This is a genomic window from Paenarthrobacter sp. TE4293 (assembly GCF_050435325.1).
Lineage (GTDB): Bacteria > Actinomycetota > Actinomycetes > Actinomycetales > Micrococcaceae > Arthrobacter > Arthrobacter nitroguajacolicus_C.
Genome location: NZ_JBNJRY010000001.1, coordinates 219,624 through 239,721, shown reverse-complemented (window position 1 = coordinate 239,721; position 20,098 = coordinate 219,624). Strand labels below are relative to the sequence as shown.

21 protein-coding genes are annotated in these 20,098 nt (G+C 61.8%); 10 read left to right on the top strand and 11 right to left on the bottom strand.

What is annotated here, in order from left to right; translation table 11 throughout:
* Positions 1-14 precede the first annotated feature (14 nt).
* Both QF015_RS01160 and QF015_RS01155 read right to left on the bottom strand, forming a co-directional pair.
* On the bottom strand, positions 15-476 hold the full coding sequence (locus tag QF015_RS01160) for an NfeD family protein (RefSeq protein WP_310205648.1): 462 nt from the start codon (positions 474-476) through the stop codon (positions 15-17).
* An 80-nt stretch (positions 477-556) separates the two neighbouring features.
* Positions 557-1,393: a methyltransferase domain-containing protein gene (locus tag QF015_RS01155; protein ID WP_310204652.1), complete on the bottom strand. Its 837-nt coding sequence runs from the start codon at positions 1,391-1,393 to the stop codon at positions 557-559.
* Between the two features lie 69 nt (positions 1,394-1,462).
* Between QF015_RS01155 and QF015_RS01150 the strand changes: the two genes are divergently transcribed.
* A complete protein-coding gene (locus QF015_RS01150) occupies positions 1,463-3,478 on the top strand; it encodes a S9 family peptidase (RefSeq protein WP_429386331.1) in 2,016 nt (671 codons plus the stop codon).
* Between the two features lie 23 nt (positions 3,479-3,501).
* On the opposite strand, the gene QF015_RS01145 is transcribed toward QF015_RS01150, so the two are convergent.
* Positions 3,502-4,176, bottom strand: a complete 675-nt coding sequence (locus QF015_RS01145) for a peptide deformylase (RefSeq protein ID WP_310204646.1) — start codon at positions 4,174-4,176, stop codon at positions 3,502-3,504.
* Between the two features lie 51 nt (positions 4,177-4,227).
* Here QF015_RS01145 and QF015_RS01140 point away from each other — a divergent pair, with 51 nt between their 5' ends.
* The gene (locus tag QF015_RS01140) at positions 4,228-4,635 is read left to right on the top strand and encodes a nuclear transport factor 2 family protein (protein ID WP_310204643.1); all 408 of its coding nucleotides are present in this window, start codon (positions 4,228-4,230) and stop codon (positions 4,633-4,635) included.
* Here the strand turns inward: QF015_RS01140 and QF015_RS01135 are convergent, their stop codons facing one another.
* From QF015_RS01135 to QF015_RS01125, 3 genes are read right to left on the bottom strand one after another with little or no spacing between them, the layout of a single operon-like run.
* Positions 4,636-5,766: an FAD-dependent oxidoreductase gene (locus QF015_RS01135; RefSeq protein ID WP_429387028.1), complete on the bottom strand. Its 1,131-nt coding sequence runs from the start codon at positions 5,764-5,766 to the stop codon at positions 4,636-4,638.
* Entirely contained in the window at positions 5,759-6,499 is a 741-nt protein-coding gene (locus QF015_RS01130) for a class I SAM-dependent methyltransferase (protein ID WP_310204641.1), read from the bottom strand. The genes QF015_RS01135 and QF015_RS01130 overlap by 8 nt, the downstream gene beginning before the upstream one ends.
* On the bottom strand, positions 6,496-7,632 hold the full coding sequence (locus QF015_RS01125; RefSeq protein ID WP_429386328.1) for a type III polyketide synthase: 1,137 nt from the start codon (positions 7,630-7,632) through the stop codon (positions 6,496-6,498). Before QF015_RS01125 ends, QF015_RS01130 begins: the two co-directional genes overlap by 4 nt.
* 129 nt (positions 7,633-7,761) lie before the next feature.
* Between QF015_RS01125 and QF015_RS01120 the strand changes: the two genes are divergently transcribed.
* A complete protein-coding gene (locus QF015_RS01120; protein WP_429387026.1) occupies positions 7,762-10,155 on the top strand; it encodes an ATP-binding cassette domain-containing protein in 2,394 nt (797 codons plus the stop codon).
* A 17-nt stretch (positions 10,156-10,172) separates the two neighbouring features.
* On the opposite strand, the gene QF015_RS01115 is transcribed toward QF015_RS01120, so the two are convergent.
* A complete protein-coding gene (locus QF015_RS01115; RefSeq protein ID WP_429386326.1) occupies positions 10,173-11,393 on the bottom strand; it encodes an FAD-dependent oxidoreductase in 1,221 nt (406 codons plus the stop codon).
* Positions 11,394-11,499: 106 nt separating this feature from the next.
* On the opposite strand from QF015_RS01115, the gene QF015_RS01110 reads away from it, so the two are divergent.
* Complete coding sequence (locus QF015_RS01110) at positions 11,500-11,982, top strand: MarR family transcriptional regulator (RefSeq protein ID WP_429386325.1); 483 nt, start codon at positions 11,500-11,502, stop codon at positions 11,980-11,982.
* 147 nt (positions 11,983-12,129) lie between these two features.
* Here the strand turns inward: QF015_RS01110 and QF015_RS01105 are convergent, their stop codons facing one another.
* The 3 genes from QF015_RS01105 to QF015_RS01095 form a co-directional block, all read right to left on the bottom strand.
* Positions 12,130-12,558 (bottom strand): VOC family protein, encoded by a 429-nt coding sequence (locus QF015_RS01105; RefSeq protein ID WP_310204631.1) that lies wholly within the window; start codon positions 12,556-12,558, stop codon positions 12,130-12,132.
* Between the two features lie 90 nt (positions 12,559-12,648).
* Positions 12,649-13,104: a VOC family protein gene (locus tag QF015_RS01100; RefSeq protein WP_429386323.1), complete on the bottom strand. Its 456-nt coding sequence runs from the start codon at positions 13,102-13,104 to the stop codon at positions 12,649-12,651.
* 165 nt (positions 13,105-13,269) lie between these two features.
* Positions 13,270-13,647, bottom strand: a complete 378-nt coding sequence (locus QF015_RS01095) for a VOC family protein (RefSeq protein ID WP_429386321.1) — start codon at positions 13,645-13,647, stop codon at positions 13,270-13,272.
* A gap of 147 nt (positions 13,648-13,794) precedes the next feature.
* Here QF015_RS01095 and QF015_RS01090 point away from each other — a divergent pair, with 147 nt between their 5' ends.
* On the top strand, positions 13,795-14,184 hold the full coding sequence (locus QF015_RS01090) for a DUF3054 domain-containing protein (protein ID WP_310204624.1): 390 nt from the start codon (positions 13,795-13,797) through the stop codon (positions 14,182-14,184).
* 71 nt (positions 14,185-14,255) lie between these two features.
* On the top strand, positions 14,256-14,534 hold the full coding sequence (locus tag QF015_RS01085) for an Lrp/AsnC family transcriptional regulator (RefSeq protein WP_310204621.1): 279 nt from the start codon (positions 14,256-14,258) through the stop codon (positions 14,532-14,534).
* A 12-nt stretch (positions 14,535-14,546) separates the two neighbouring features.
* Here the strand turns inward: QF015_RS01085 and trpD are convergent, their stop codons facing one another.
* The gene (gene trpD / locus QF015_RS01080) at positions 14,547-15,611 is read right to left on the bottom strand and encodes an anthranilate phosphoribosyltransferase (protein WP_310204616.1); all 1,065 of its coding nucleotides are present in this window, start codon (positions 15,609-15,611) and stop codon (positions 14,547-14,549) included.
* Positions 15,612-15,759: 148 nt separating this feature from the next.
* On the opposite strand from trpD, the gene ctaE reads away from it, so the two are divergent.
* From ctaE to qcrB, 4 genes are all read left to right on the top strand, one after another.
* A complete protein-coding gene (ctaE, locus tag QF015_RS01075; RefSeq protein ID WP_310204613.1) occupies positions 15,760-16,398 on the top strand; it encodes an aa3-type cytochrome oxidase subunit III in 639 nt (212 codons plus the stop codon).
* 88 nt (positions 16,399-16,486) lie between these two features.
* Entirely contained in the window at positions 16,487-17,275 is a 789-nt protein-coding gene (gene qcrC / locus QF015_RS01070; RefSeq protein WP_310204610.1) for a cytochrome bc1 complex diheme cytochrome c subunit, read from the top strand.
* 97 nt (positions 17,276-17,372) lie between these two features.
* Positions 17,373-18,443 carry a cytochrome bc1 complex Rieske iron-sulfur subunit gene (qcrA, locus tag QF015_RS01065; RefSeq protein ID WP_310204608.1) on the top strand — a complete coding sequence of 357 codons (1,071 nt, stop codon included), beginning with the start codon at positions 17,373-17,375 and terminating at the stop codon, positions 18,441-18,443.
* On the top strand, positions 18,421-20,094 hold the full coding sequence (gene qcrB / locus QF015_RS01060; RefSeq protein WP_310204605.1) for a cytochrome bc1 complex cytochrome b subunit: 1,674 nt from the start codon (positions 18,421-18,423) through the stop codon (positions 20,092-20,094). Before qcrA ends, qcrB begins: the two co-directional genes overlap by 23 nt.
* Positions 20,095-20,098 lie beyond the last annotated feature (4 nt).

Below are 20,098 nucleotides of genomic sequence, written 5' to 3'. Positions count from 1 at the left end.
ATCCCAGGCGCGCTTTAGCGCGGGCTGTTTTCGGCAGGCGAGGCGACAACCGCCGTCGCGCCGTCAATCTTGGTGACCTGCACGGTGGCGCCGGGGTCGATGACTCCGGCCGTGCTGCGGGCGCTCCAGACGTCGCCGCCAATCTTGACCAGCCCACTGGTGCCGCTCACGGCTTCGATGACGAGAGCGGACTGGCCAATCAGCCGGTCGATGTTGGATCGCTGCTCTTCAGGCCCCTTATGCAGGTGCTTCAGCGCAACGGGACGCACGAAGGCGATCATGAGGAGGGAGACCACGCAGAAAATGACGATCTGAAGCCAAAAATCCGCGCCGGCAAAGTCAGCGACCAGCCCGGCCAGGGCACCGCCGCCCAGCATGATGAAGAAGAGGTCGAGGGTCAGCATCTCGACCACCGCGAACGCGAGGAAGACCGTGAGCCAGAGGGCCCACCAATTCTCGCCGAGCCATTCGAACATCATTTCCCCCTTGGTCCCGGATCCCGCGGGCGGGATCACAGTCGCTGTTCCTCCATCCTAGCCCGATGCGCTGTCCCACGTCAGGACACGGTAAAGACACTGATCCGGAACTTCGCAGTAGCGGCAACGGTGCTGCTGGATTCAGTCAACTGCCGTTCTTGTGGACGGTGGTGCCCCGCCGGTCCCATGTAGGCAAGGTCGGCCATCTCCGCGTCCGTCAGCTCCAAGGAAACATCGAGGCTCTGGCTGGTACCGGGGCTGAAGTGCCCGCGCATGGTGTCGGCCAGACGCTCTTCCTTGCCTGTTTCAATGCCCAGCATCCCCGTCCTGGAAACGATCTCGGCCAGATGACCGGGCCTCGGTGTCACGACGATCAGTTTCCCCCCAGGGCGTATCACCCGCGCAAACTCGGCTGGGTTCCTCGGGGCGAACACCACCATGACCACGTCCACGGAATTGTCCGCCACGGGCAACGGACGCCATATGTCCCACACAAGGTTCGCAGCCTGGGGGTTGAGGCGGGCCGCCCTGCGCAGCGCGAACTTGCTGATGTCCAGGCCGATCGCAGCAGCCCCGGTCGCTTCGATGACCGCATGAAGGTAGTGTCCGGTGCCGGTCCCGGCGTCAAGGACCAACGCATCGGGGCCACGGAGCGACCCTGACGCCTCCTCAGCAACGGCCTTGGCCAGAGCGGAGTAGTGACCCGCGTCCAGAAACCTGACCCGTGCCCCCACCATGTCGGCGCTGTCCGCCTCGAAGACTGTCCCTTTGCCCGTCAGCAAGTTGAAGTAGCCCTGTTTGGCAGCGTCGAAAAAATGTCCGGACCCGCAGGCAAGCGTTCGTTGCTGACCATCCGTGAGCTGGAATGCCCCCCGGCACAGTGGACAACGGAGGGCAGCGACTGCATCGGACAACATGGCTCCAATCCTACGGTGGGACGGAGTGTCAGGTGCCGCGGGCCGGACGGCCGGGCTAGGCTCGGCCTCGTGAAACCCGAGCAATTGCCCCTGCTGAACTCCGTGTCCGCCCCGGCCATCCACCCCGATGGAACAAAGGCGGTGGTATCTGTCACGAGGCCGGATTTTGACGCCGACACCTACGTCGGCCAGCTGTGGTCCGTCCCGTTGGACACCACCAAGCACCCGCGGCGCATCACCCGTGGCTTCAGGGACAGTTCCCCTTCCTTCTCACCCGACGGGCTTGTGCTGGCCTTCCTTCGGAGTGATCCCGAGGGCAAGCCGCAATTGTTCGTGGTGGAAGCTGCTGGTGGCGAACCGCAAAGAATGACGGATCAGCACGCTGGAGTAGGTGGCTTTGCGTGGGCCCCTGATTCACATCGGATTGCTTTCGTGGCCCGGGTGCCGGAACAGGGGCGTTACGGAACGGTGGACGGCGTTGCTTCCGGCAGCGAGGATCCCCGTTTGATCACGGCCAACCAGTACAGGATGAACGGCCTGGGGTACACCGCGGATCAGCGCCAGCAAGTGTTTGTGGTTGAGGTTCCGGAGTTGGGCGGCGAACCGGCCGTTGCTCCACGCGGCCGGGCCGCCCACGAACAACCCCCTCCCGGAACCGTCGGCATCCCGGCGGCCAAGCAACTGACGTTCGGCGATTCGGACCACGAGTCCCCGTCCTTTTCTGCCGACGGTTCGCAGCTCTACTTTGTGGCGGCCCTGCATGAAGGGCACGACGACGATCTCGTCACCTCTGTTTACAGGGTGGATGCCGGCGGCGGTGAGCCGACCCTCGTCGAGCCTTCCAACCGCAGCCCCAGGACCGTCACGGGCGTGCGCGCCTCAGCGGATGGACGGTGGCTGTTCTTCACCGCCCAGGATCTTGGCGATACGGGCAAGGACTTTGTCGCCCGGAACGGTATTCTCTTCGTCATGCCAATCGGCGGGGGAGAGGCCGTGCCGCTGACCGATGCCGAGTATCTGGACGTTTCCGGTCCATTGGAACCGAGCGGCCCTGCCAGCGTGCTTGTCCTGAACACGGCATTGGGCAGCGTTGAACTACTGGAGGTTCCCGCCGAAGGCGACATCACCCCACTGGTCCACGGTTCCCGGGTTGTCATTGGAGCAACCGTGGCCGCCAACGGGGAGATAGCCGTGAGTCTTTCCGACGGCTCAACCATGGGGGACGTCGCTTCCCTGGAACGCGGGGAACTGCGCCTGCTGACAGACTTCTCGGCGGGCTTGAGGAATAACTCCCGCCTGAGTGAGCCTCTGGACTTCGAAGCCGAATCGTCTGACGGGCACCCCGTGCACGGATGGTTGGTACTGCCGGACGGGCCCGGACCACATCCGGTCCTGCTCTCGATCCATGGCGGTCCGTTTGCCCAGTACACCGGCGCCCTCTTCGATGAGGCCCAGGTCTACGCTGCCGCGGGATACGCAGTGGTGATGTGCAATCCGCGAGGTTCAGCAGGATACGGCCAAGCCCATGGTCGCGCCATTAAGGAGCGGATGGGGACACTGGACATGCAGGACGTGCTCGCGTTCCTGGATGCCGCCCTGGCCGGCCACAAGGCGCTGGACCAGGACCGAGTGGGCATCATGGGCGGTTCGTACGGAGGTTACCTGACTGCCTGGACCATCGCCCACGATCACCGGTTCAAGGCTGCGATCGTGGAACGCGGCTTCCTGGATCCGGTGAGCTTCGCCGGTTCCTCGGACATCGGCTGGTTCTTCGGAACTGAGTACACCGGAGGCACTCCTGGGCAGATGGCAGCCCAGAGCCCCATGGCCGTAGCAGAGGCCGTCAAGACTCCAACCCTCGTGGTGCACAGCGAAAACGACCTTCGATGCCCCGTCGAGCAAGGCCAGCGCTACTACTCGGCACTGAAGAACCAGGGCGTGGACACAGCGTTGTTGGTCTTTCCGGGCGAAGACCACGAACTGTCCCGGTCCGGGACTCCGCATCACCGCAGGCACCGCTTTGAGCACATTCTTCGTTGGTGGGCCAAATACCTTCCCACCGCCTCCAACAACCTGGAGCCTTAGCAGGACACCGGGCATTTCCCGTTTCAGCGAAGGAAGCCCAGGCTACGGCGCGCTTCATCGATGTCCGGGGCAGCCCAGCGGGCAGAGTGCTCCGCATTGATGGCCAACGAACGGATCTCTGCACGGTCCAAGTACAAGATGCCGTGAAGATGGTCTGTTTCGTGTTGCACAATGCGCGCTTGCCACCCCGAGAACCATTCCTCCACTGGTTCACCAGCAGGGGTAAGAAAACTCAGCTCCACGTTCCGGTGCCTTGTCACTACTGCCTGGTAGCCCTCCACTGAGAGGCATCCTTCGTAGAAGGAGGCTGTTTCCACACCCAGCGGTCGATATACCGGGTTCACTATGGCGAAGAACTCCAAGTGCTCCCGATGCCGCAGCGCTGCGGAAGCCGGGTCGACGTCGTACTTGTCCTCGAGCACGGCCAGCTGCAGGGGGATACCCAGCTGGGGAGCGGCCAAACCAACGCCCGGAGCATCGTGCATGACATCGCGCATACGATCCACCAGGGCCATGAGCTCAACGTCGTCCAACTGACCGTCATAGGGAGCGGCCAGTTGGCGCAGTACCGGGTGCCCCGCCTGGACAATGGGCGGCAGTTCATCAGCATCAAGCAGCCTGCGGACAGCATCCCGTATTTGGGTCGGGTTGAAATCCGTGGCAGGGCTTGCGGCCTCGGGATGAGGTTGATGGTTCATGTCACGAGCCTAGCGCCATGGGCCTCTGCTCCGCTGGGTTAGGCTCAACGGATGAGCAATTCACCAACTTTGGACCACGTACTCGGGTTCATCCGAACAGTTGAAGCCGGCGGCGGAGCTGCTGATATCCGCCCCTACCTTGCTGAGGACTTCAAGCTCACGGAGTGGCCGCATGCCCTGTCCAAGACGGGCTCCACGAGGGACCTGCAGGAAACCTTGGCGGGCGCCGACCACAGCAAGGAAATTGTTGCCGATCAGCGATTCGACGTGGTCCGGACTACAAGTGAAGGCAACCGGGTGGTCCTTGAAATGAACTGGTCGGCCACCCTGCTCCTCGATCTCCCGCACTGGGACCGTGGAGACACCATCCGGGCCAGGAGCACTGCGGTCTTTGAGCTGCGTGACGGTCTGATCATCAGCCAGGACACTTACGACTGCTACTACACGGCGCCTGAATAACTAGCGCATAGTGAAGCGCCGCTCCACCCACCCGGCGACGGCTGGAACCTCGAGCGCGCCCGCAAAAAGCCTGTTCCGGACGTCCATGGTCGATGGCGGCAACGGCCTGCCGAGTGCCATGTTCAGGCCGGCTTGATGAGAAGCCCGACGTGCGGCTTTTCTGCGGGCCCTTTCAAAGTCCTCCAGTCGGCGCCCTACATCGGCTCCAGCGAATGAAGCGTCCATGATGGGTGCCAGGGCTGCGGCGTCCAACCAGCCGAGGTTCATGCCCTGACCTCCGATCGGGCTGATTTCGTGGGCGGCGTCGCCCAGCAACACCACCCTGCGGTGGACCATCCGTCCCGCCAGGCGGGAGCGTACCTCGAAGGCGCTCACCATGGTGTTGCCGGCGGCATCCGGCACTTCTCCCGTTCTGGCGCCGACCAGCTCAGCCAGCCCCTCCGCCGTCGTGCCCTTGTCCGGTGACCCCAGCCTGACCACCCACCTACGGACGCCGCCCGGCAGAGGAAACGACTCCACAATTCCGGCAGGCTCCAGGTAGAGGACAGCGTCCGTCCCGTGGCCGGTAGTGTCAGCAAAGTCGCCCATGATGTAGCAGTCCGGGTAGCTCCTCGAGGGCAGGTGCGGCAGGATCCTTAGTCGGATCGCCGAATGCGCCCCGTCGGCAGCTACCACCAGCTTGGCGCGGAACTCACGCCCGCCGGACGGCGAAGTGGCCGCGACGCGCACGGACCTGAAGTCGTCCCGTACTTCATGGACGTCTGCGCCACGGACGATGGCCTGGGGGTCCAAATCCAGGACGGTCTTCTCCAGGACGGCCTCGGTGACCGTCTGCGGTACTGCGAGGATGAACGGAAAGGCGGGGTCGCCGTCGAACGCCAAGCCGGCGATTTTTCGTCGCTGGCTGTAGGCAATACCCTTCCGGATGTGGACCCCTGCGGCAATGAGCTCCCCGGCCACCCCTGCACGTGCCAGTTCCGCCAACGCCGGAGGATGGATCCCGATGGCCCGCGAAAGGTCACTCCTGGTGGTCCTGCGCTCAAGGATCCGTACGTCGTGCCCCTGCTGGAGCAACAAGGCACCCATGAAAAGCCCCACGGGGCCGGCACCAACGATCACCACGTCAAGCATGCGGCGGCCCCTCCGGGGCAACGGCTTCAGCGGGGTGTCGCTCATGGACGAGCAGATGATGCCATGGGCCGTTGGCCTCGACTTTCCAGCTTGGTGGAACAGCCGATTCCAGCTCCACCGCGGTGTAGCTGCGTTTGAGGGACACCAGGCCATCACCCCATATGTAGGAGCCCAGGCCCAGCGGCCAGAAGCCCACCATGAACAGCAGATACGCGAGGTTGCTGCGCCTGAGGTCGTTATGGAGTGCCAGGCCACGGCTGAGGGACGCCGAGTCGGCTAAAACCCCGGCGAGTTGCCCGGCGTCGAGGTGGTGAAGGATGTGGTTGGAAATCACGACGTCGAACACCAGGCCCTCTGCCACGAGCTCGGAGCTGTGCGCCTGGCGGTACGTGACACCCTCCTTGAGGGGTGTCCGGGAGGCAAAGGCATAGGCCCTGGCATCAGGATCGATCGCTGTGACCGTGAGCCGGTATCCGTCCTTGCGGGCCCAGCCTGAGAGGCTCCTGGCCACGTCCCCGCTGCCGCATCCGATGTCCAGGAGCGTGGCCGTGCCCTTCGCCGCCAGTACCGGCCGGATCCTGCGGCGGTAGGTACGGTGCCACCCCGAAAGAAGCCGGTTGACCACCGGGAACCTGGCATAGGTCCTGGTGAGGCGATCGGGGTCGCAGTCAGCCCTGTCCATCTCCTCAACTGCGTGCAGGTCCCTGCTTCGGAGGGACCCCCAAGGACTCACAGGTCGGGGGAGACCAACGTGAAGAGACCCGTCTCCACCGTCAGCCCGGGGCCGAACGCCATGGAACAAATCCGTTCCTCGCGTTCAGTGGCGGCCTGTCCAAGCATGTACTTCAGGACAAAAAGCACCGTGGCGCTGCTCATGTTGCCGTATTCCCGCAGAGTCTCCCGGGCCGGTATCAACTGTTCCTGCGTCAGTTCGAGCTTGGACTCCACCTTGTCCAGGATGCTCCGTCCGCCCGGATGAATGGCCCAATGCGTGATGTCCCGGTACGGGAGCCCTGCCAAAAGGGGTTCCTTGGCGAGGAGGGGTTCCAGGGCTCCGGTGATGTGTTCTTCGATGATGTGGGGCACATAGGAGCCGAGCACCATCTCAAAACCTTCGTCTCCGATGTTCCATGCCATGGCTTCCTCGCCGACGGGGGTGAGGACCGTTTCGAAGTGGTCCAACCTGATGACCGGCTCCGGCCCTTCCGGTTCCCGTGCGGATACGACGGCGGCCGCCGCGCCGTCGCCGAAAATGGCCGAACCCATGATGGTGTCCGGATCGTTGGACGTGCGGACATGCAGCGAGCAGAGCTCAACACAGATCACCAGGACCACGGCCGCCGGATCGGCCATGCAGAACTGCTTGGCAGCCTTGAGGGCGGGAAAGGCGGCGTAGCAGCCCATGAATCCGAGATGGTAGCGCTGCACGGCCGGGTTCAGGCCCAGGGCCCTGACAACCTTGTAATCGGGACCGGGGTTGAAGAACCCTGTGCAGGAGACGGTAATGACGTGCGTTATGTCATCAAGGTCGATACCCGGGGCCTGGGCCACCGCCGTCTTTCCCGCCTCCACAAAAAGCTTGGTGGCTTCGGTGGCGAAAATCTCGTTGCGCACCTTGGTGCTGGGGCTGAGCACCCTGTTCGTTGCCGGGTCGAAAAACTTGGGATCCTCAGGGTGGGCGTCAAGACTGAGTTCGGCAACTGCCGTGTAGCGGGTGTCGATCGCTGCTGAGTCGAAACAGGTGGTGACGAGGCGCGTTCCCAGCCGTGTCAGGCCTGGTTGGGAGGCAAAGACCTCACGGGCCTGCTGCTGGACGAGGAGGGTAGGCGGAACTGCGGTTTCTAGGGACCTCATGTATACCGGCATGCTTCATTCTTAGCGAGTAAACCTTGGAAGACAATGGCAGAATCGAACATACTGACCGAGGTTGGTCATGAAAGCCAGGCGACGCCGACGGCGGCTGTTGGACAGCGTCGCCCCACAGATGGAGAAATGATGACTATTGCCGAGAGCACTGACACCCAATCTCCCGCCTCGCACGTCGCAGACACCCACGATCTCATCAGGGTCCAGGGTGCGCGCGAGAACAACCTGAAAGACGTCAGCATCGAGATTCCCAAGCGCAGGCTGACGGTGTTCACGGGTGTTTCGGGCTCCGGGAAGAGCTCCTTGGTTTTCGCCACCATCGCTGCAGAGTCACAACGCATGATCAACGAAACCTACAGTGCTTTCGTCCAGGGCTTCATGCCCTCCCTGGCACGTCCCGATGTCGACATGCTGGAAGGCCTGACGACGGCGATCATTGTTGACCAGGAACGGATGGGTTCCAACCCGCGTTCAACGGTTGGCACCGCCACCGACGCCAATGCGATGCTTCGCATCCTCTTCAGCCGCCTCGGCCAACCTCACATCGGCTCACCCAATGCGTACTCCTTCAACGTTCCTACGGTGAAGGCCAGCGGAGCCATCACCGTGGATCGTGGTGAGGGTAAGACAAAGACGGAAAAGGCCAGCTTCAACCGCCTCGGAGGTATGTGTTCGCGGTGCGAAGGCATGGGTTCCGTCAACGACTTCGATCTCACGGCCCTCTACGACGAGACCAAGTCGCTCAACGAAGGTGCCCTCACGATTCCCGGCTACACCATGGACGGTTGGTACGGGCGGATCTTCAGCGGCTCAGGTTTCTTCAACATGGACAAGCCCATCGCCAAGTTCACCAAGAAGGAACTCCACGATCTCCTTTACCGTGAGCCCACCAAAATCAAGGTGGAAGGCATCAATCTCACCTACGAAGGCGTCATCCCCAAGATCCAGAAGTCGATGCTCAGCAAGGATGTGGACGCGTTGCAGCCCCATATCCGCGCGTTCGTTGAGCGCGCGATTACCTTCACCACCTGCCCCGAGTGTGAGGGCACCAGGCTAAGCCCCGAAGCCAGGTCATCCAAGATCAAGGGCAAGAGTATTGCTGATGTCTGCACGATGCAGATCAGTGACCTCGCCGGCTGGATCCGCGAGCTAGATGAGCCATCAGTCGCGCCGCTCCTTAAGGGACTTCAGCACCTTCTGGATTCCTTTGCGGACATTGGACTGGGATATCTCTCCCTTGACCGGCCCGCCGGAACCTTGTCCGGGGGAGAGGCCCAGCGGACCAAGATGATCCGGCACCTCGGATCATCCCTCACAGACGTGACCTATGTTTTTGACGAACCCACCATCGGCCTCCACCCGCACGATATCGAGCGCATGAACCAGTTGCTGCTGCAGCTGAGGGACAAAGGCAACACAGTGCTCGTGGTGGAGCACAAACCTGAAACGATCGCGATCGCCGATCACGTGATCGACCTTGGGCCCGGTGCCGGGACTGGCGGCGGATCTGTTTGCTTCGAGGGCGATCTGGAAGGGTTGAGGCGAAGCGGCACCATCACAGGACGCCACCTCGACGACCGTGCTTCCATTAAGGAGGGCGTACGTTCTGCGTCCGGCCAGTTGGAGGTTCGCGGAGCCTCAACCAACAACCTCAAGAACGTCGACGTCGATATTCCCCTTGGTGTCCTTTGCGTCCTGACCGGGGTGGCCGGCTCCGGAAAGAGCTCGTTGATTCACGGCTCCGTGGCCAACCGTGACGGCGTCCTGGTGATCGATCAAGGAGCCATCCGCGGGTCGCGCAGAAGCAACCCTGCCACGTACACCGGGCTCCTGGAACCGATACGCAAAGCCTTTGCCAAAGCCAACGGCGTGAAGCCTGCACTGTTCAGCTCCAATTCCGAAGGCGCCTGCCCCACGTGCAACGGCGCGGGTGTCATTTATACGGACCTTGGGGTCATGGCGACTGTGGAGTCAACGTGTGAAGAGTGCGATGGAAAGCGCTTCCAGGCTTCGGTTCTTGAGTACAAACTGGGGGACCGGAATATTGCAGAGGTTCTTGCAATGTCTGTGGATGAAGCTGAGGTCTTCTTCAACGAGGGCGAAGCCAGGACTCCGGCGGCCCACAAAATTCTGGACCGCTTGGCGGATGTGGGCCTGGGCTATCTGACCTTGGGCCAGCCGCTGACCACCTTGTCCGGCGGTGAGCGCCAACGGCTGAAGCTGGCTACCCAGATGTCTGAAAAAGGCGAAATCTACGTCCTGGACGAGCCAACTACCGGACTTCACCTGGCCGATGTCCAGAATCTGCTGGGAATGCTGGACCGCCTGGTGGAGTCGGGCAAATCCGTCATTGTCATCGAACACCATCAGGCCGTCATGGCGCACGCCGACTGGATCATCGACCTCGGACCCGGGGCCGGACACGATGGCGGCAGGATCGTTTTCGCCGGAACGCCGGCTGATCTGGTGGCAGAGAAAGGGACGCTGACGGGGCAGCACCTGGCAGCCTACGTTGGTGACTGACAGACACGTCAACCCACTCAGTGGATGGGTGAATTCGCAGCATCCCACTCAATGTGGTGCCTATACACCCAATCGAAATTGTCCGGCGACCTTCGCGCCATTCCGCGGAAGACTGCGGGCAGCACCAAGTCTTCGAAAACGCGCTTGAACTGGCCGCGGATCTTCGGCGCCGCATTTCTGCGGCCCCATTCGACGATCAACTCTGCCCTTGCCCTGCGTTCATGTTCGTAACGCTCCAGAGCCTCCGGTAGTGAACCCGGACGCAGGTCCCGGACTGAACGACCCAACGCGACTGCGTCTTCGATCGCCATGGAAGCTCCCTGCCCCGACGATGGCGACGCTGCGTGGGCGGCATCGCCCACTAGAACAAGCCTGTCCCGGTGCCATCGTGGAATGCTCGGAAAGTCCGAGGTCGTGTAAGGCCTGATGATGTCCTCCGTGGCGTTGATGATGGCCGCCATGGGCGTTCGATCCCCGGCTACGAGCCTGAGCAGCCATGCTTTGCGGGCACCGGAGTCCAAGGTGGCAGGATCTTCGGAGGACCGCTGCAGGGGATTGGCAAACCACCAGACCCTGCCATCGGGGTCCTGCATGTAGCAATAGAAGCAGCGCTTGCCGAAGACCATTTTCATCCGCCGTGTTTCCACATCAAGCAGCCCGGGCGACAGAACGCCTGCTTTGACGATGCCGCCTGTGTTCAACAGAGGAATGTTCCTGGGCGCCGGTGACGCAGGGTCGATCAGCGGCCTCACCCGTGAGTGAAGGCCATCGGCACCAACCACCAGGTCTCCTTCTGCGGTGGTTCGGTCCTGGAAGACGGCCCTCACGCCGTCGGGGCGTTCTTCCACCGTCGTCAACTGCTTGCCGTAGGCGACGGGGATGCCACGCCGTCCGGCTTCCTCCCGCAGCATGCTGTACAAGTCGGAACGGGTCATGGTGCGGGCGGTGGTGCCGTCAGGCAGGGAGCCGCCGTAGTCGAAGTCGATCAGGTGTTTGCCGTTGCTCCCCAAGTACATGGACATCAGGGGAGTGCTGAAACCCAAGCGGACTGCCGGCGCTCTGAGCCCGAGGGTGCCCAGGGCATCGAAGCCGTTAACAGCCACCGTCAGAAAGCCGCCGATGCCGTCCGACGGCGCTCCGTAGGCTTCGAAGATCACCGGCCGGTGACCTGCTTTGTGCAAAGCTATGCCGCTGGCTAAGCCGGCTATACCGGCCCCAACAACCAGGCAGTTCAACATGATGACCTCCGGCAATTATATTTCGTTCGGACAAACGAAATATATAACCGGACGCCGGGGACGTCAATCCTTTCGGAATCACGAAAGATCTTGCTAGCCTCGGTTTATGGACTCAGGTAGCGAATCTAGTGCCCGAAAGGCCCTGATGGAGGCCGTTTTCGCCTCCGGACGGGAACTGTCGACGGCGGCCGTCATGTTCCACACGAAGCTCTCGGAACTCCGCGGATTGTCCGCCACTGAAGGCAAAGCCATCGATGTCCTACTGAGATTCGGACCCATGACGGCGGGGGAATTCGGCCAGCATTCAGGCCTGGCGCCAGCATCGGTGACCGGCCTGATGCAGCGACTGGAGAGCAAGGGCATAGCCCGCCGGGTGAAGCATGACGAGGATAAGCGGAAGGTCCTGATAGAGCTGATCGGCGACCAAGTAACCGCAGCAACGCCATATTTCGTCGATTTCATGAGCGGCCTGACGAACCTGCTTGAGGGTTACGGCGACGACGAGCTGCGTGTCATTGCGGATTACTCCGCCAAAGCCGCGGAAATCCAGAAGAAGGCCGCCGCGCGTTTGGGCGAACCTGGAAGATGACCACGACAACGACGCTCCAGGCACCCCTCCCACGCAACCTCATATAACGCCGATAATCTACATTATGTAAAGTAAAAGGAATCTTCTTGCAGTTCCACCCTCTTCGGCCCGGACGGGCCGCCGGGACTTGGTGATTACCCTGTGTCGCTACTGTGCTTGTTGGGCTCCTGCGATGTTGACCAGCCATCCGATTCCGAACTTGTCGACGCACATGCCGAAGGTGTCACCCCAAGGCGCCGTTTCGAGCGGTACCGTAACGGTGCCGCCGTCGACGAGCTTCTCCCAAAAGCCACGTAGTTCCGCCTCGTCCGACGATTCGCCACTCAGTGACACGGCTATGTTGTCTCCGGGGTTGTACGGCATGCCCTGGGGGGTGTCAGCGGCCATCAGCGTCAGTCCACCGGGCGTCTCCAGCATGGCATGCATGACCTTGCCGGCCTCGGCCGGATCGTCGCTCGCCTGATAGTCGCCGAAAGTGCTGATGTTGAGTTCGCCGCCGAAAACGGATTCGTAGAAGGTGATGGCATCCCGGGCATTGTCCCGGAAAGAGATGTACGGATTGAGGCGGGTAGTCATTGGTCGGTTCTCCTCATCGTTGTTGTGGGTGCGCACGGCGACGTGCGGCTTGGTAAACAGCTCCAGGCGGCGCCTGCGTCCCGAAGGCCTTCAGCCGCCGTCGTACGCTTTTTGCAGAGCGCTGATGTCCAGCTTGCGCATCGCCAGCATGGCCTCAATGGCACGACGGGAACCTGCAGGATCCGGGCCATTCAGGAGTGCCGGCATGCCCGAGGGGACGATCTGCCAGGACAGACCGAATCTGTCCTTCAACCACCCGCACATGCTCTCCTCTCCCCCGGCCAGAAGGGCGTCCCAGTATCGGTCAACCTCCTCCTGGGACCCGCAATTCACCACGAGCGATACTGCCTCGTTGAAAACGAAAGCGGGCCCACCGTTGAGCCCCATGAACTGCCGGCCCTCGATCTCGAACCCGACCGTCAGTGCCTGCCCGTCAGGACCCGGCATAACCTGACCCATTGACGAATTATCGAAGGTTGACGTGTAGAACTCCGCTGCCTCGACAGCTTGGCCGTCGAACCATAAACAGGTGGAAATCTTTTGCATCAACCACTCCTCCAGGATTGAGGGGTTACCATGCTCCCCCGACAGAGGGGTTACCATGCTCCCCCGACAGAGGCTAGTACTGCGGGCGGCCACACACAACGCCCGACGGCGAATCGGGCCGTCCGCTCTGCGGAGCGGAAGCAACACCACCAGGGCAGCCAACGGCTACTCCCCCAGACTGCGGATTCGGCTGACCAGCCCCACGGTATTTCCCTCACTGTCCTCAAGGAAGGCCATCCATTCCTCTGAGTCCGCCGGTCCCAGGACGTCGTCCTCGTGGGTGAAAATCAGATGCGGCTCTGAGATGATCCTCACTCCCCTGCCCCGTAGGCTTGCCACGGTTCCATGAAGGTCTGCCACTTCAAAGTACAAGAGCGCAGATGGCGCGCCGCTCTCCAGGAGAAGCCGGACACCTCCTACATCAAAAAACACCAGGCCCGGCGGTTCGAATATTGCCCTGGGCTGGGCATTCAACAGGGCAGAGTAGAACGCCGCCGCCCGTTGCAGGTCCTCGGCATGCTGGGCAACCTGGACAAATCGCACGGCATCCTCCGGTGATGGTCGGGTCCTTTGCTTCGTGCCACCATCGTGGCCACTACGGCTGGTCTGTGCAAGAAGACTCCGTATATCCGGACAGGGTGCGCCTTCCCAACTTCTCACAGGACAGATACCCCCGATAGGGTCAGGAACATGCCTTCACCATCACGCCCATGGATTCCTGCAGCTATTGCGGACGTTCTGTTGATTCTTATTTTCGCGGCCATTGGCCGGGACGCCCACGCCCGCGGGGATATCATCACCGGTGCTTTCGCCACAGCATGGCCCTTCCTCGCCGGGGCTGCCATTGCGTGGGTGGTCCTGCGGGTATGGCGGGCACCCTTGGCCTTGTGGCCGTCGGGCGTCGCTGTTTGGCTCGGTGCAGTACTGGTGGGCATGCTTTTGCGGGCCTTAACCGGCCAAACAGTTGTCCTGCCTTTCGTTGTGGTGGCCTTGATCAGCCTGGGGGTTTTCCTGCTCGGATACCGGGCCCTTTCAGCTCTGTGGACGCGGACATCGCGCAAGCGGCAACACCGCGTTTGATCAAGTCCTGCCCCCAGTCAATGCACTAGGCTGGAACAGTCCGCAACGATGCTTTTCCGGAAAGGCCCCACGTGATCACCGCTTTCGTCCTGATCAAGACCGATGCCTCACGCATACCGGAGACCGCTGAGCAGATCTCAGCCATCCAGGGCATCAGTGAGGTCTATTCCGTCACGGGCGAGTGGGACCTCATTGCCGTGGCGAGGGTGACCAAGCACGAAGATCTGGCGGACGTGATAGCCGACCGTTTGTCGAAGGTCGAATCCGTGGTCCACACCACCACCCACATCGCCTTCCGCGCCTACTCCCAGCACGACCTCGACGCGGCCTTCGCGCTCGGTTTCGAGTAGGTCGAAGCCTTCCTAGGCGTCGCTTCGGCTCAGTTCCGTCCACTTCGCGAGGACTTCGGCAGCTTTTCCGGAATCCACCGATTCCGCCGCCCTGGCATACGCACTCCGCATCCGGTCGGTCAGGCTACCGTCGGAATCCAGATCGAAGGACACCAGGCCCGCCGCCGCGTTGAGGAGAACTGCGTCCCTGACTGGACCGGTCTTGCCGTCAAGAATGTCGCGGACAACTCCCGCATTCGCAGCGGCGTCTCCGCCCCTGAGATCCGCCACCGTCGATGGTCCGATGCCTAGATCGGCGGGGGCAAACACCTGTTCGGTGACTGCACCGTTCCTGATTTCCCAGACTGTGGACGGCCCGGTGGGGGTCAGCTCATCCAACCCGTCGTCACCCCGGAACACCAGGCCACGGCTCCCCCGGTGCGCCAGCACGCCGGCCACCAAGGGAGCCATCCGCACATTGGCCACACCAACGGCCGACGCTTGGACATGTGCGGGATTGGTCATGGGCCCCAGGAAGTTGAAGGCCGTGGGAACGGCCAGTTCGCGACGGGGAACAGCCGTGTGCCGGAAGGATGGGTGGAAAACCTGCGCGAAGCAGAAGGTGATTCCTGCCTCTTCCGCGTTTCGGGCCACCTGCTCGATCGACAGGTCAAGCCGAACGCCCAAAGCCTCGAGTACATCGGCTGAGCCTGAGGTGGAAGAAGCGGCCCTGTTGCCGTGCTTGACCACCTTGGCACCTGCGCCGGCGGCAACGAGGGCCGCCATGGTGGAGATGTTCACGGTGTTCAGCCGGTCTCCGCCGGTTCCGACGATGTCGAGCTTCTCTCCGGAAATTTCAATCGGATTGGCGTGCTGGACCATGGCCTCCACCAGGCCGGCCAACTCCTCCACCGTTTCACCCTTGGCCCGAAGCGCAACCAGGAACCCGGCGATCTGCGCCGGAGTCGCCTCGCCGGACATGATCGTATTCATGGCCCACTCTGTGTTGCCCACTGCAAGGTCGTCGCCGTTGATCAGTGCTGAGATGAGCCCTGGCCAGGTATTGCTGGCTGCAGGTGCCGATGCCGGAGAAGTCACCCACTGATGCTATCGAGCCAGCCACGCCGATGACCAATGTGAACGGGGCCGGGAACTTTTCCGCGCGATTTCGCGTCTTTGTAGAAAAAGTCTCCCGAATCGGTGGTTTGCATTGGGAAGTCTGGACTTTTACAGACATAATGTCCTTGTGACATCTGCGACCCATGCCCCCAGTACCCCGGCGCACCCGACGCTGAACCGCCCCAACCTGGTTTCTGTTGGAACCGTTGTTTGGCTGTCCAGTGAGTTGATGTTCTTCGCCGGCCTCTTTGCCATGTACTTCACCCTGCGCTCCACATCCGGACTGATGTGGGCCGAGGAGACGGCCAAGCTCAACTTCCCGTTTGCGCTCGTCAACACCATCGTCCTTGTGGCAAGTTCGTTTACTTGCCAGATGGGCGTCTTCGCCGCCGAGCGGCTGGAACCCCGCCGCACCGGCAGGCCGCTCCAATTTACCCGCTGGGGCATGACTGAATGGTTTGTCCTGACCTTCATCATGGGTGCCTTCTTCGTAGCCGGACAGACCACGGAATACGCCATGCTCGTCTCCGAGCACGTATCCCTGTCCTCCAACGCTTACGGCTCCGCCTTCTACATGACCACCGGCTTCCACGGCCTGCACGTCATCGGCGGTCTGATCGCGTTCCTGTTCATCATCGGCCGCGCTTTTGCAGCCAAGAAGTTCGGGCACTTTGAAGCGACGTCGGCGATCGTCACCTCGTACTACTGGCACTTTGTCGACGTTGTGTGGATCGGCCTCTTCCTGGTCATCTACGTCCTCAAGTAAGCCCGGCTTTGACTCTTTTTCTACAAGAGGCAGAATTTCAAGAAGCGGCTCGCGGAGCCGACGCAGGATCGAATAAAGGAACCACCACGTGAAGGCACTCTCGCAGAAGCGACGTCACCCACTGGCAGCCATTGCGCTGCTGTTGATGGGCCTCCTCCTCACTGGTGGGCTTTACGCCGTTGCCACAACTGTCAACCAGGCCAAGGCCGACACCACCAGCTACAGCGCCAGTGACGTAGAACAAGGCGGCAAGCTCTTTGCCGCCAACTGCGCCACCTGCCACGGCATGGGTGCGTCCGGAACCCAGGACGGCCCCTCGCTGGTCGGCGTGGGTGCTGCTGCTGTTGACTTCCAGGTTGGTACCGGTCGTATGCCCATGCAGATGAGCGGACCGCAGGCCCAGCAGAAGCCCGCCCAGTTCAACGAAGAGCAGACCAAGCAACTGGCCGCCTACGTTGCTTCCCTTGGCGCAGGTCCGGCCATCCCCGAGGAACACCTCCTTGATGGCAAGGGAGACGCCGCCAACGGTGGCGAACTCTTCCGCGTCAACTGCGCCATGTGCCACAACGCGGCCGCTGCAGGCGGCGCCCTGACCCGCGGCAAGTTTGCTCCGGCACTGGCCGGTGTCAGCGCAGAGCACATCTACGAGGCCATGGTGACTGGACCGCAGAACATGCCTGTCTTCAGTGATTCCAACGTCACGCCCGAAGACAAGCGGGACATCATCACCTTCCTGAAGACCATCGAAGCCAACGGATCACCCGGTGGCGCCGACCTCGGATCACTTGGTCCGGTATCTGAAGGTCTGTTTGTTTGGGTTGCCGGTCTGGGCGTCATCATCGCATTCACCATCTGGCTGACGTCACGCACGTCCTGATCCGGACACAACAAAAACTTCTGCTGCACGGTCAGCAGTTTGAAACTGAAAATAACTCGGCCCCGGCCGAGACAACGAGAGAAGGATGAGGCGAATTATGGGCAACCATAGTGACGGCAGTCCGAACCACTCGGGCACCGTAGCTACGGCTGGTCAGAATGAGGTGGAGAAGTTCCAGGATCCTGGGCTTCCTCCGCATCGTTTGCGCCTGGCTGACACGGACCCGGTAGCCGCAAAGCGCGCCGAGCGTCAGGTAGCCATTCTGTTTGGCACCTCCGTCATTGGCACGCTGGTCTTCCTGGTGGCGTACTTCGCCATCGACCTGGGCGACGACACCACCATTGCGACCATCCGTACCCAGAACCTCCTCCTGGGGCTCGGTACGGCGTTCGCAATGCTTGGAATCGGCACCGGCATTGTGCATTGGGCCAAGGCCCTGATGCCCGATCACGAAGTGTCGGAAGAGCGTCACGCCATCCGCACCGAAGAAGATCGCCAGGCAGCAGTCCGGATCGTCGACGACATTGTCGAAGAGACCGGCATCAAGCGCCGCCCGCTGATCCGCAACACCCTTCTTGGTGCCGTTGCGCTTGCCCCGCTGCCCGCTCTCGCCATCTTCGGCGACCTGGGTCCGCGTCCCGATGATGCCTTGGCCCATACCATGTGGGCTCCTGAGGGCGGCAAGCTCAAGCGTCTGACCCGCGACCCTGATGGCACTCCCATCAAGGCCTCTGACGTCACCATCGGTTCTGCGTTCCACGTCATTCCTGAAGGACTCAACGAGCTCCACGAAGGCAAGCTGAACGAGAAGGCCAAAGCGGTCGTCCTGCTCATGCGCCTGGATCCGAACTCCCTGCACCCCTCAGAGGGACGCGAAAACTGGAGCTACAACGGAATCGTTGCCTACTCCAAGATCTGCACGCACGTTGGCTGCCCCGTTGCTCTTTACGAGCAGCAGACACACCACCTTCTGTGCCCGTGCCACCAGTCCACGTTTGACCTTACGCAGGAATGCAAGGTCATCTTTGGACCGGCCAGCCGTCCGCTCCCCCAGCTGCCCATCGCAGTTGATGCAGAGGGCTACCTCGTCGCGACAAGCGACTTCAGAGAACCTGTAGGACCGAGTTACTGGGAGCGTGACGAGCATGAGCGCCTCATCAACAGCTGAAGCCCCCTTCGTTCCGAAGACCAAGGTTGGTAGTTTCACCAACTTCGTGGACGAGCGTGTGGGTGGCTCCGGCATCCTGCGTGAGTTCGGCCGGAAGGTCTTCCCCGACCACTGGTCGTTCATGTTCGGTGAGGTGGCGCTGTATTCCTTCGTCATCCTGCTGATGTCGGGTACCTTCCTGACCTTCTTCTTCGATCCGTCCATGGCGGAAACCCACTACCAGGGTTCGTACACACCGCTGTACAACGTCGAAATGTCCGTTGCCTACAGCTCGTCGCTGAACATCTCGTTCGATGTCCGCGGCGGTCTGTTCATGCGCCAGGTCCACCACTGGGCGGCACTGCTGTTCGTGGCCTCCCTGGGTGTCCACATGCTTCGTGTTTTCTTCACGGGTGCTTTCCGCAAGCCCCGCGAAATGAACTGGGTAGTGGGCGGCGTCCTGCTGATCCTGGCCATGGCAGCCGGCTTCACCGGCTACTCGCTCCCCGATGACCTGCTCTCCGGCAACGGCCTGCGCATCATCGACGGCGTTATCAAGTCCATCCCGGTGATCGGAACCTACACCTCGTTCTTCCTCTTCGGTGGGGAATTCCCGGGTACGGCCATCATCGGCCGGCTGTATGTCCTGCACATCCTCCTGGTTCCCGCGCTCATCCTGCTGATGATCGTGATCCACCTCTTCATGGTTGTGGTGCACAAGCACACCCAGTACCCCGGCCCGGGACGCAACGACGGCAACGTCGTCGGCTACCCTCTAGGCCCGGTCTACGCTGCAAAGGCCGGTGGATTCTTCTTCATCGTCTTCGGCGTTCTGGCGCTCATGGCGGCCGCATTCACGATCAACCCGATCTGGAACTACGGCCCCTACGACCCCTCACCGGTTTCCGCCGGTACCCAGCCTGACTGGTACATCGGCTTCGTGGATGGTGCCCTGCGCCTCATGCCGGGTGTCGTCAACGACTTCCACTTCGAATGGGTCATCTTCGGCCGGACGCTGACGCTCAACGTGTTGCTGCCGGCCCTGGTACCCGCCGGAATTATCTTCACCGTTCTGTTCATGTACCCGTGGATCGAGCGCTGGATCACCAAGGACAACCGCGAACACCATGTTCTCGACCGTCCCCGCAACATGCCAACCCGCACCGCGATCGGTGTTGCAGGCTTCACGTGGTACTGCGTGATGTGGGCAGCAGCTGGTTCCGACCTCATCGCAACGCACTTCCATGTGTCGCTGAACGATGTGACCTATTGGCTGCGGACGCTGTTCTTCATCGGCCCAATCATCGCCTTCTTCGTGACCAAGCGCATTGCACTTGCTCTCCAGCGCAAGGACCGCGAAATTGCCCTGCACGGCCGCGAAACCGGACGTATCGTGCGACTTCCGCACGGCGAGTTCATCGAGGTCCACGCTCCGCTCGACGAGTACAAGCGCTACAAGCTCGTTGGCTTCGAGTCCCCGGCTCCCCTGCCGGCAGAACCGAACGAACACGGCGTTGTCACCCGCAAGGAAAAGCGCCGTGCGGCATTGTCCAGGTGGTTCTTCGAAGACCGCGTTGCTCCGGCAACTCCGGCTGAGCTTGAAGCCGCCCACGCACATGGCCACCACGAAGCCATTGCAGCAAGCGAAGACCAGAAGAGCCTGAGCCACTAGCGCT

Excerpts from the sequence above, each read along its gene's own strand:
- qcrA (WP_310204608.1), top strand. The coding sequence starts at position 17,373 with ATGGGCAACCATAGTGACGGCAGTCCGAACCACTCGGGCACCGTAGCT.
- qcrB (WP_310204605.1), top strand. The coding sequence starts at position 18,421 with ATGAGCGCCTCATCAACAGCTGAAGCCCCCTTCGTTCCGAAGACCAAG.
- QF015_RS01115 (WP_429386326.1), bottom strand. The coding sequence starts at position 11,393 with ATGTTGAACTGCCTGGTTGTTGGGGCCGGTATAGCCGGCTTAGCCAGC.
- QF015_RS01160 (WP_310205648.1), bottom strand. The coding sequence starts at position 476 with ATGTTCGAATGGCTCGGCGAGAATTGGTGGGCCCTCTGGCTCACGGTC.
- QF015_RS01125 (WP_429386328.1), bottom strand. The coding sequence starts at position 7,632 with ATGCCGGTATACATGAGGTCCCTAGAAACCGCAGTTCCGCCTACCCTC.
- QF015_RS01100 (WP_429386323.1), bottom strand. The coding sequence starts at position 13,104 with ATGCAAAAGATTTCCACCTGTTTATGGTTCGACGGCCAAGCTGTCGAG.
- QF015_RS01155 (WP_310204652.1), bottom strand. The coding sequence starts at position 1,393 with ATGTTGTCCGATGCAGTCGCTGCCCTCCGTTGTCCACTGTGCCGGGGG.
- QF015_RS01140 (WP_310204643.1), top strand. The coding sequence starts at position 4,228 with ATGAGCAATTCACCAACTTTGGACCACGTACTCGGGTTCATCCGAACA.
- QF015_RS01110 (WP_429386325.1), top strand. The coding sequence starts at position 11,500 with ATGGACTCAGGTAGCGAATCTAGTGCCCGAAAGGCCCTGATGGAGGCC.
- QF015_RS01135 (WP_429387028.1), bottom strand. The coding sequence starts at position 5,766 with ATGCTTGACGTGGTGATCGTTGGTGCCGGCCCCGTGGGGCTTTTCATG.
- QF015_RS01105 (WP_310204631.1), bottom strand. The coding sequence starts at position 12,558 with ATGACTACCCGCCTCAATCCGTACATCTCTTTCCGGGACAATGCCCGG.
- QF015_RS01120 (WP_429387026.1), top strand. The coding sequence starts at position 7,762 with ATGACTATTGCCGAGAGCACTGACACCCAATCTCCCGCCTCGCACGTC.
- QF015_RS01145 (WP_310204646.1), bottom strand. The coding sequence starts at position 4,176 with ATGAACCATCAACCTCATCCCGAGGCCGCAAGCCCTGCCACGGATTTC.
- QF015_RS01090 (WP_310204624.1), top strand. The coding sequence starts at position 13,795 with ATGCCTTCACCATCACGCCCATGGATTCCTGCAGCTATTGCGGACGTT.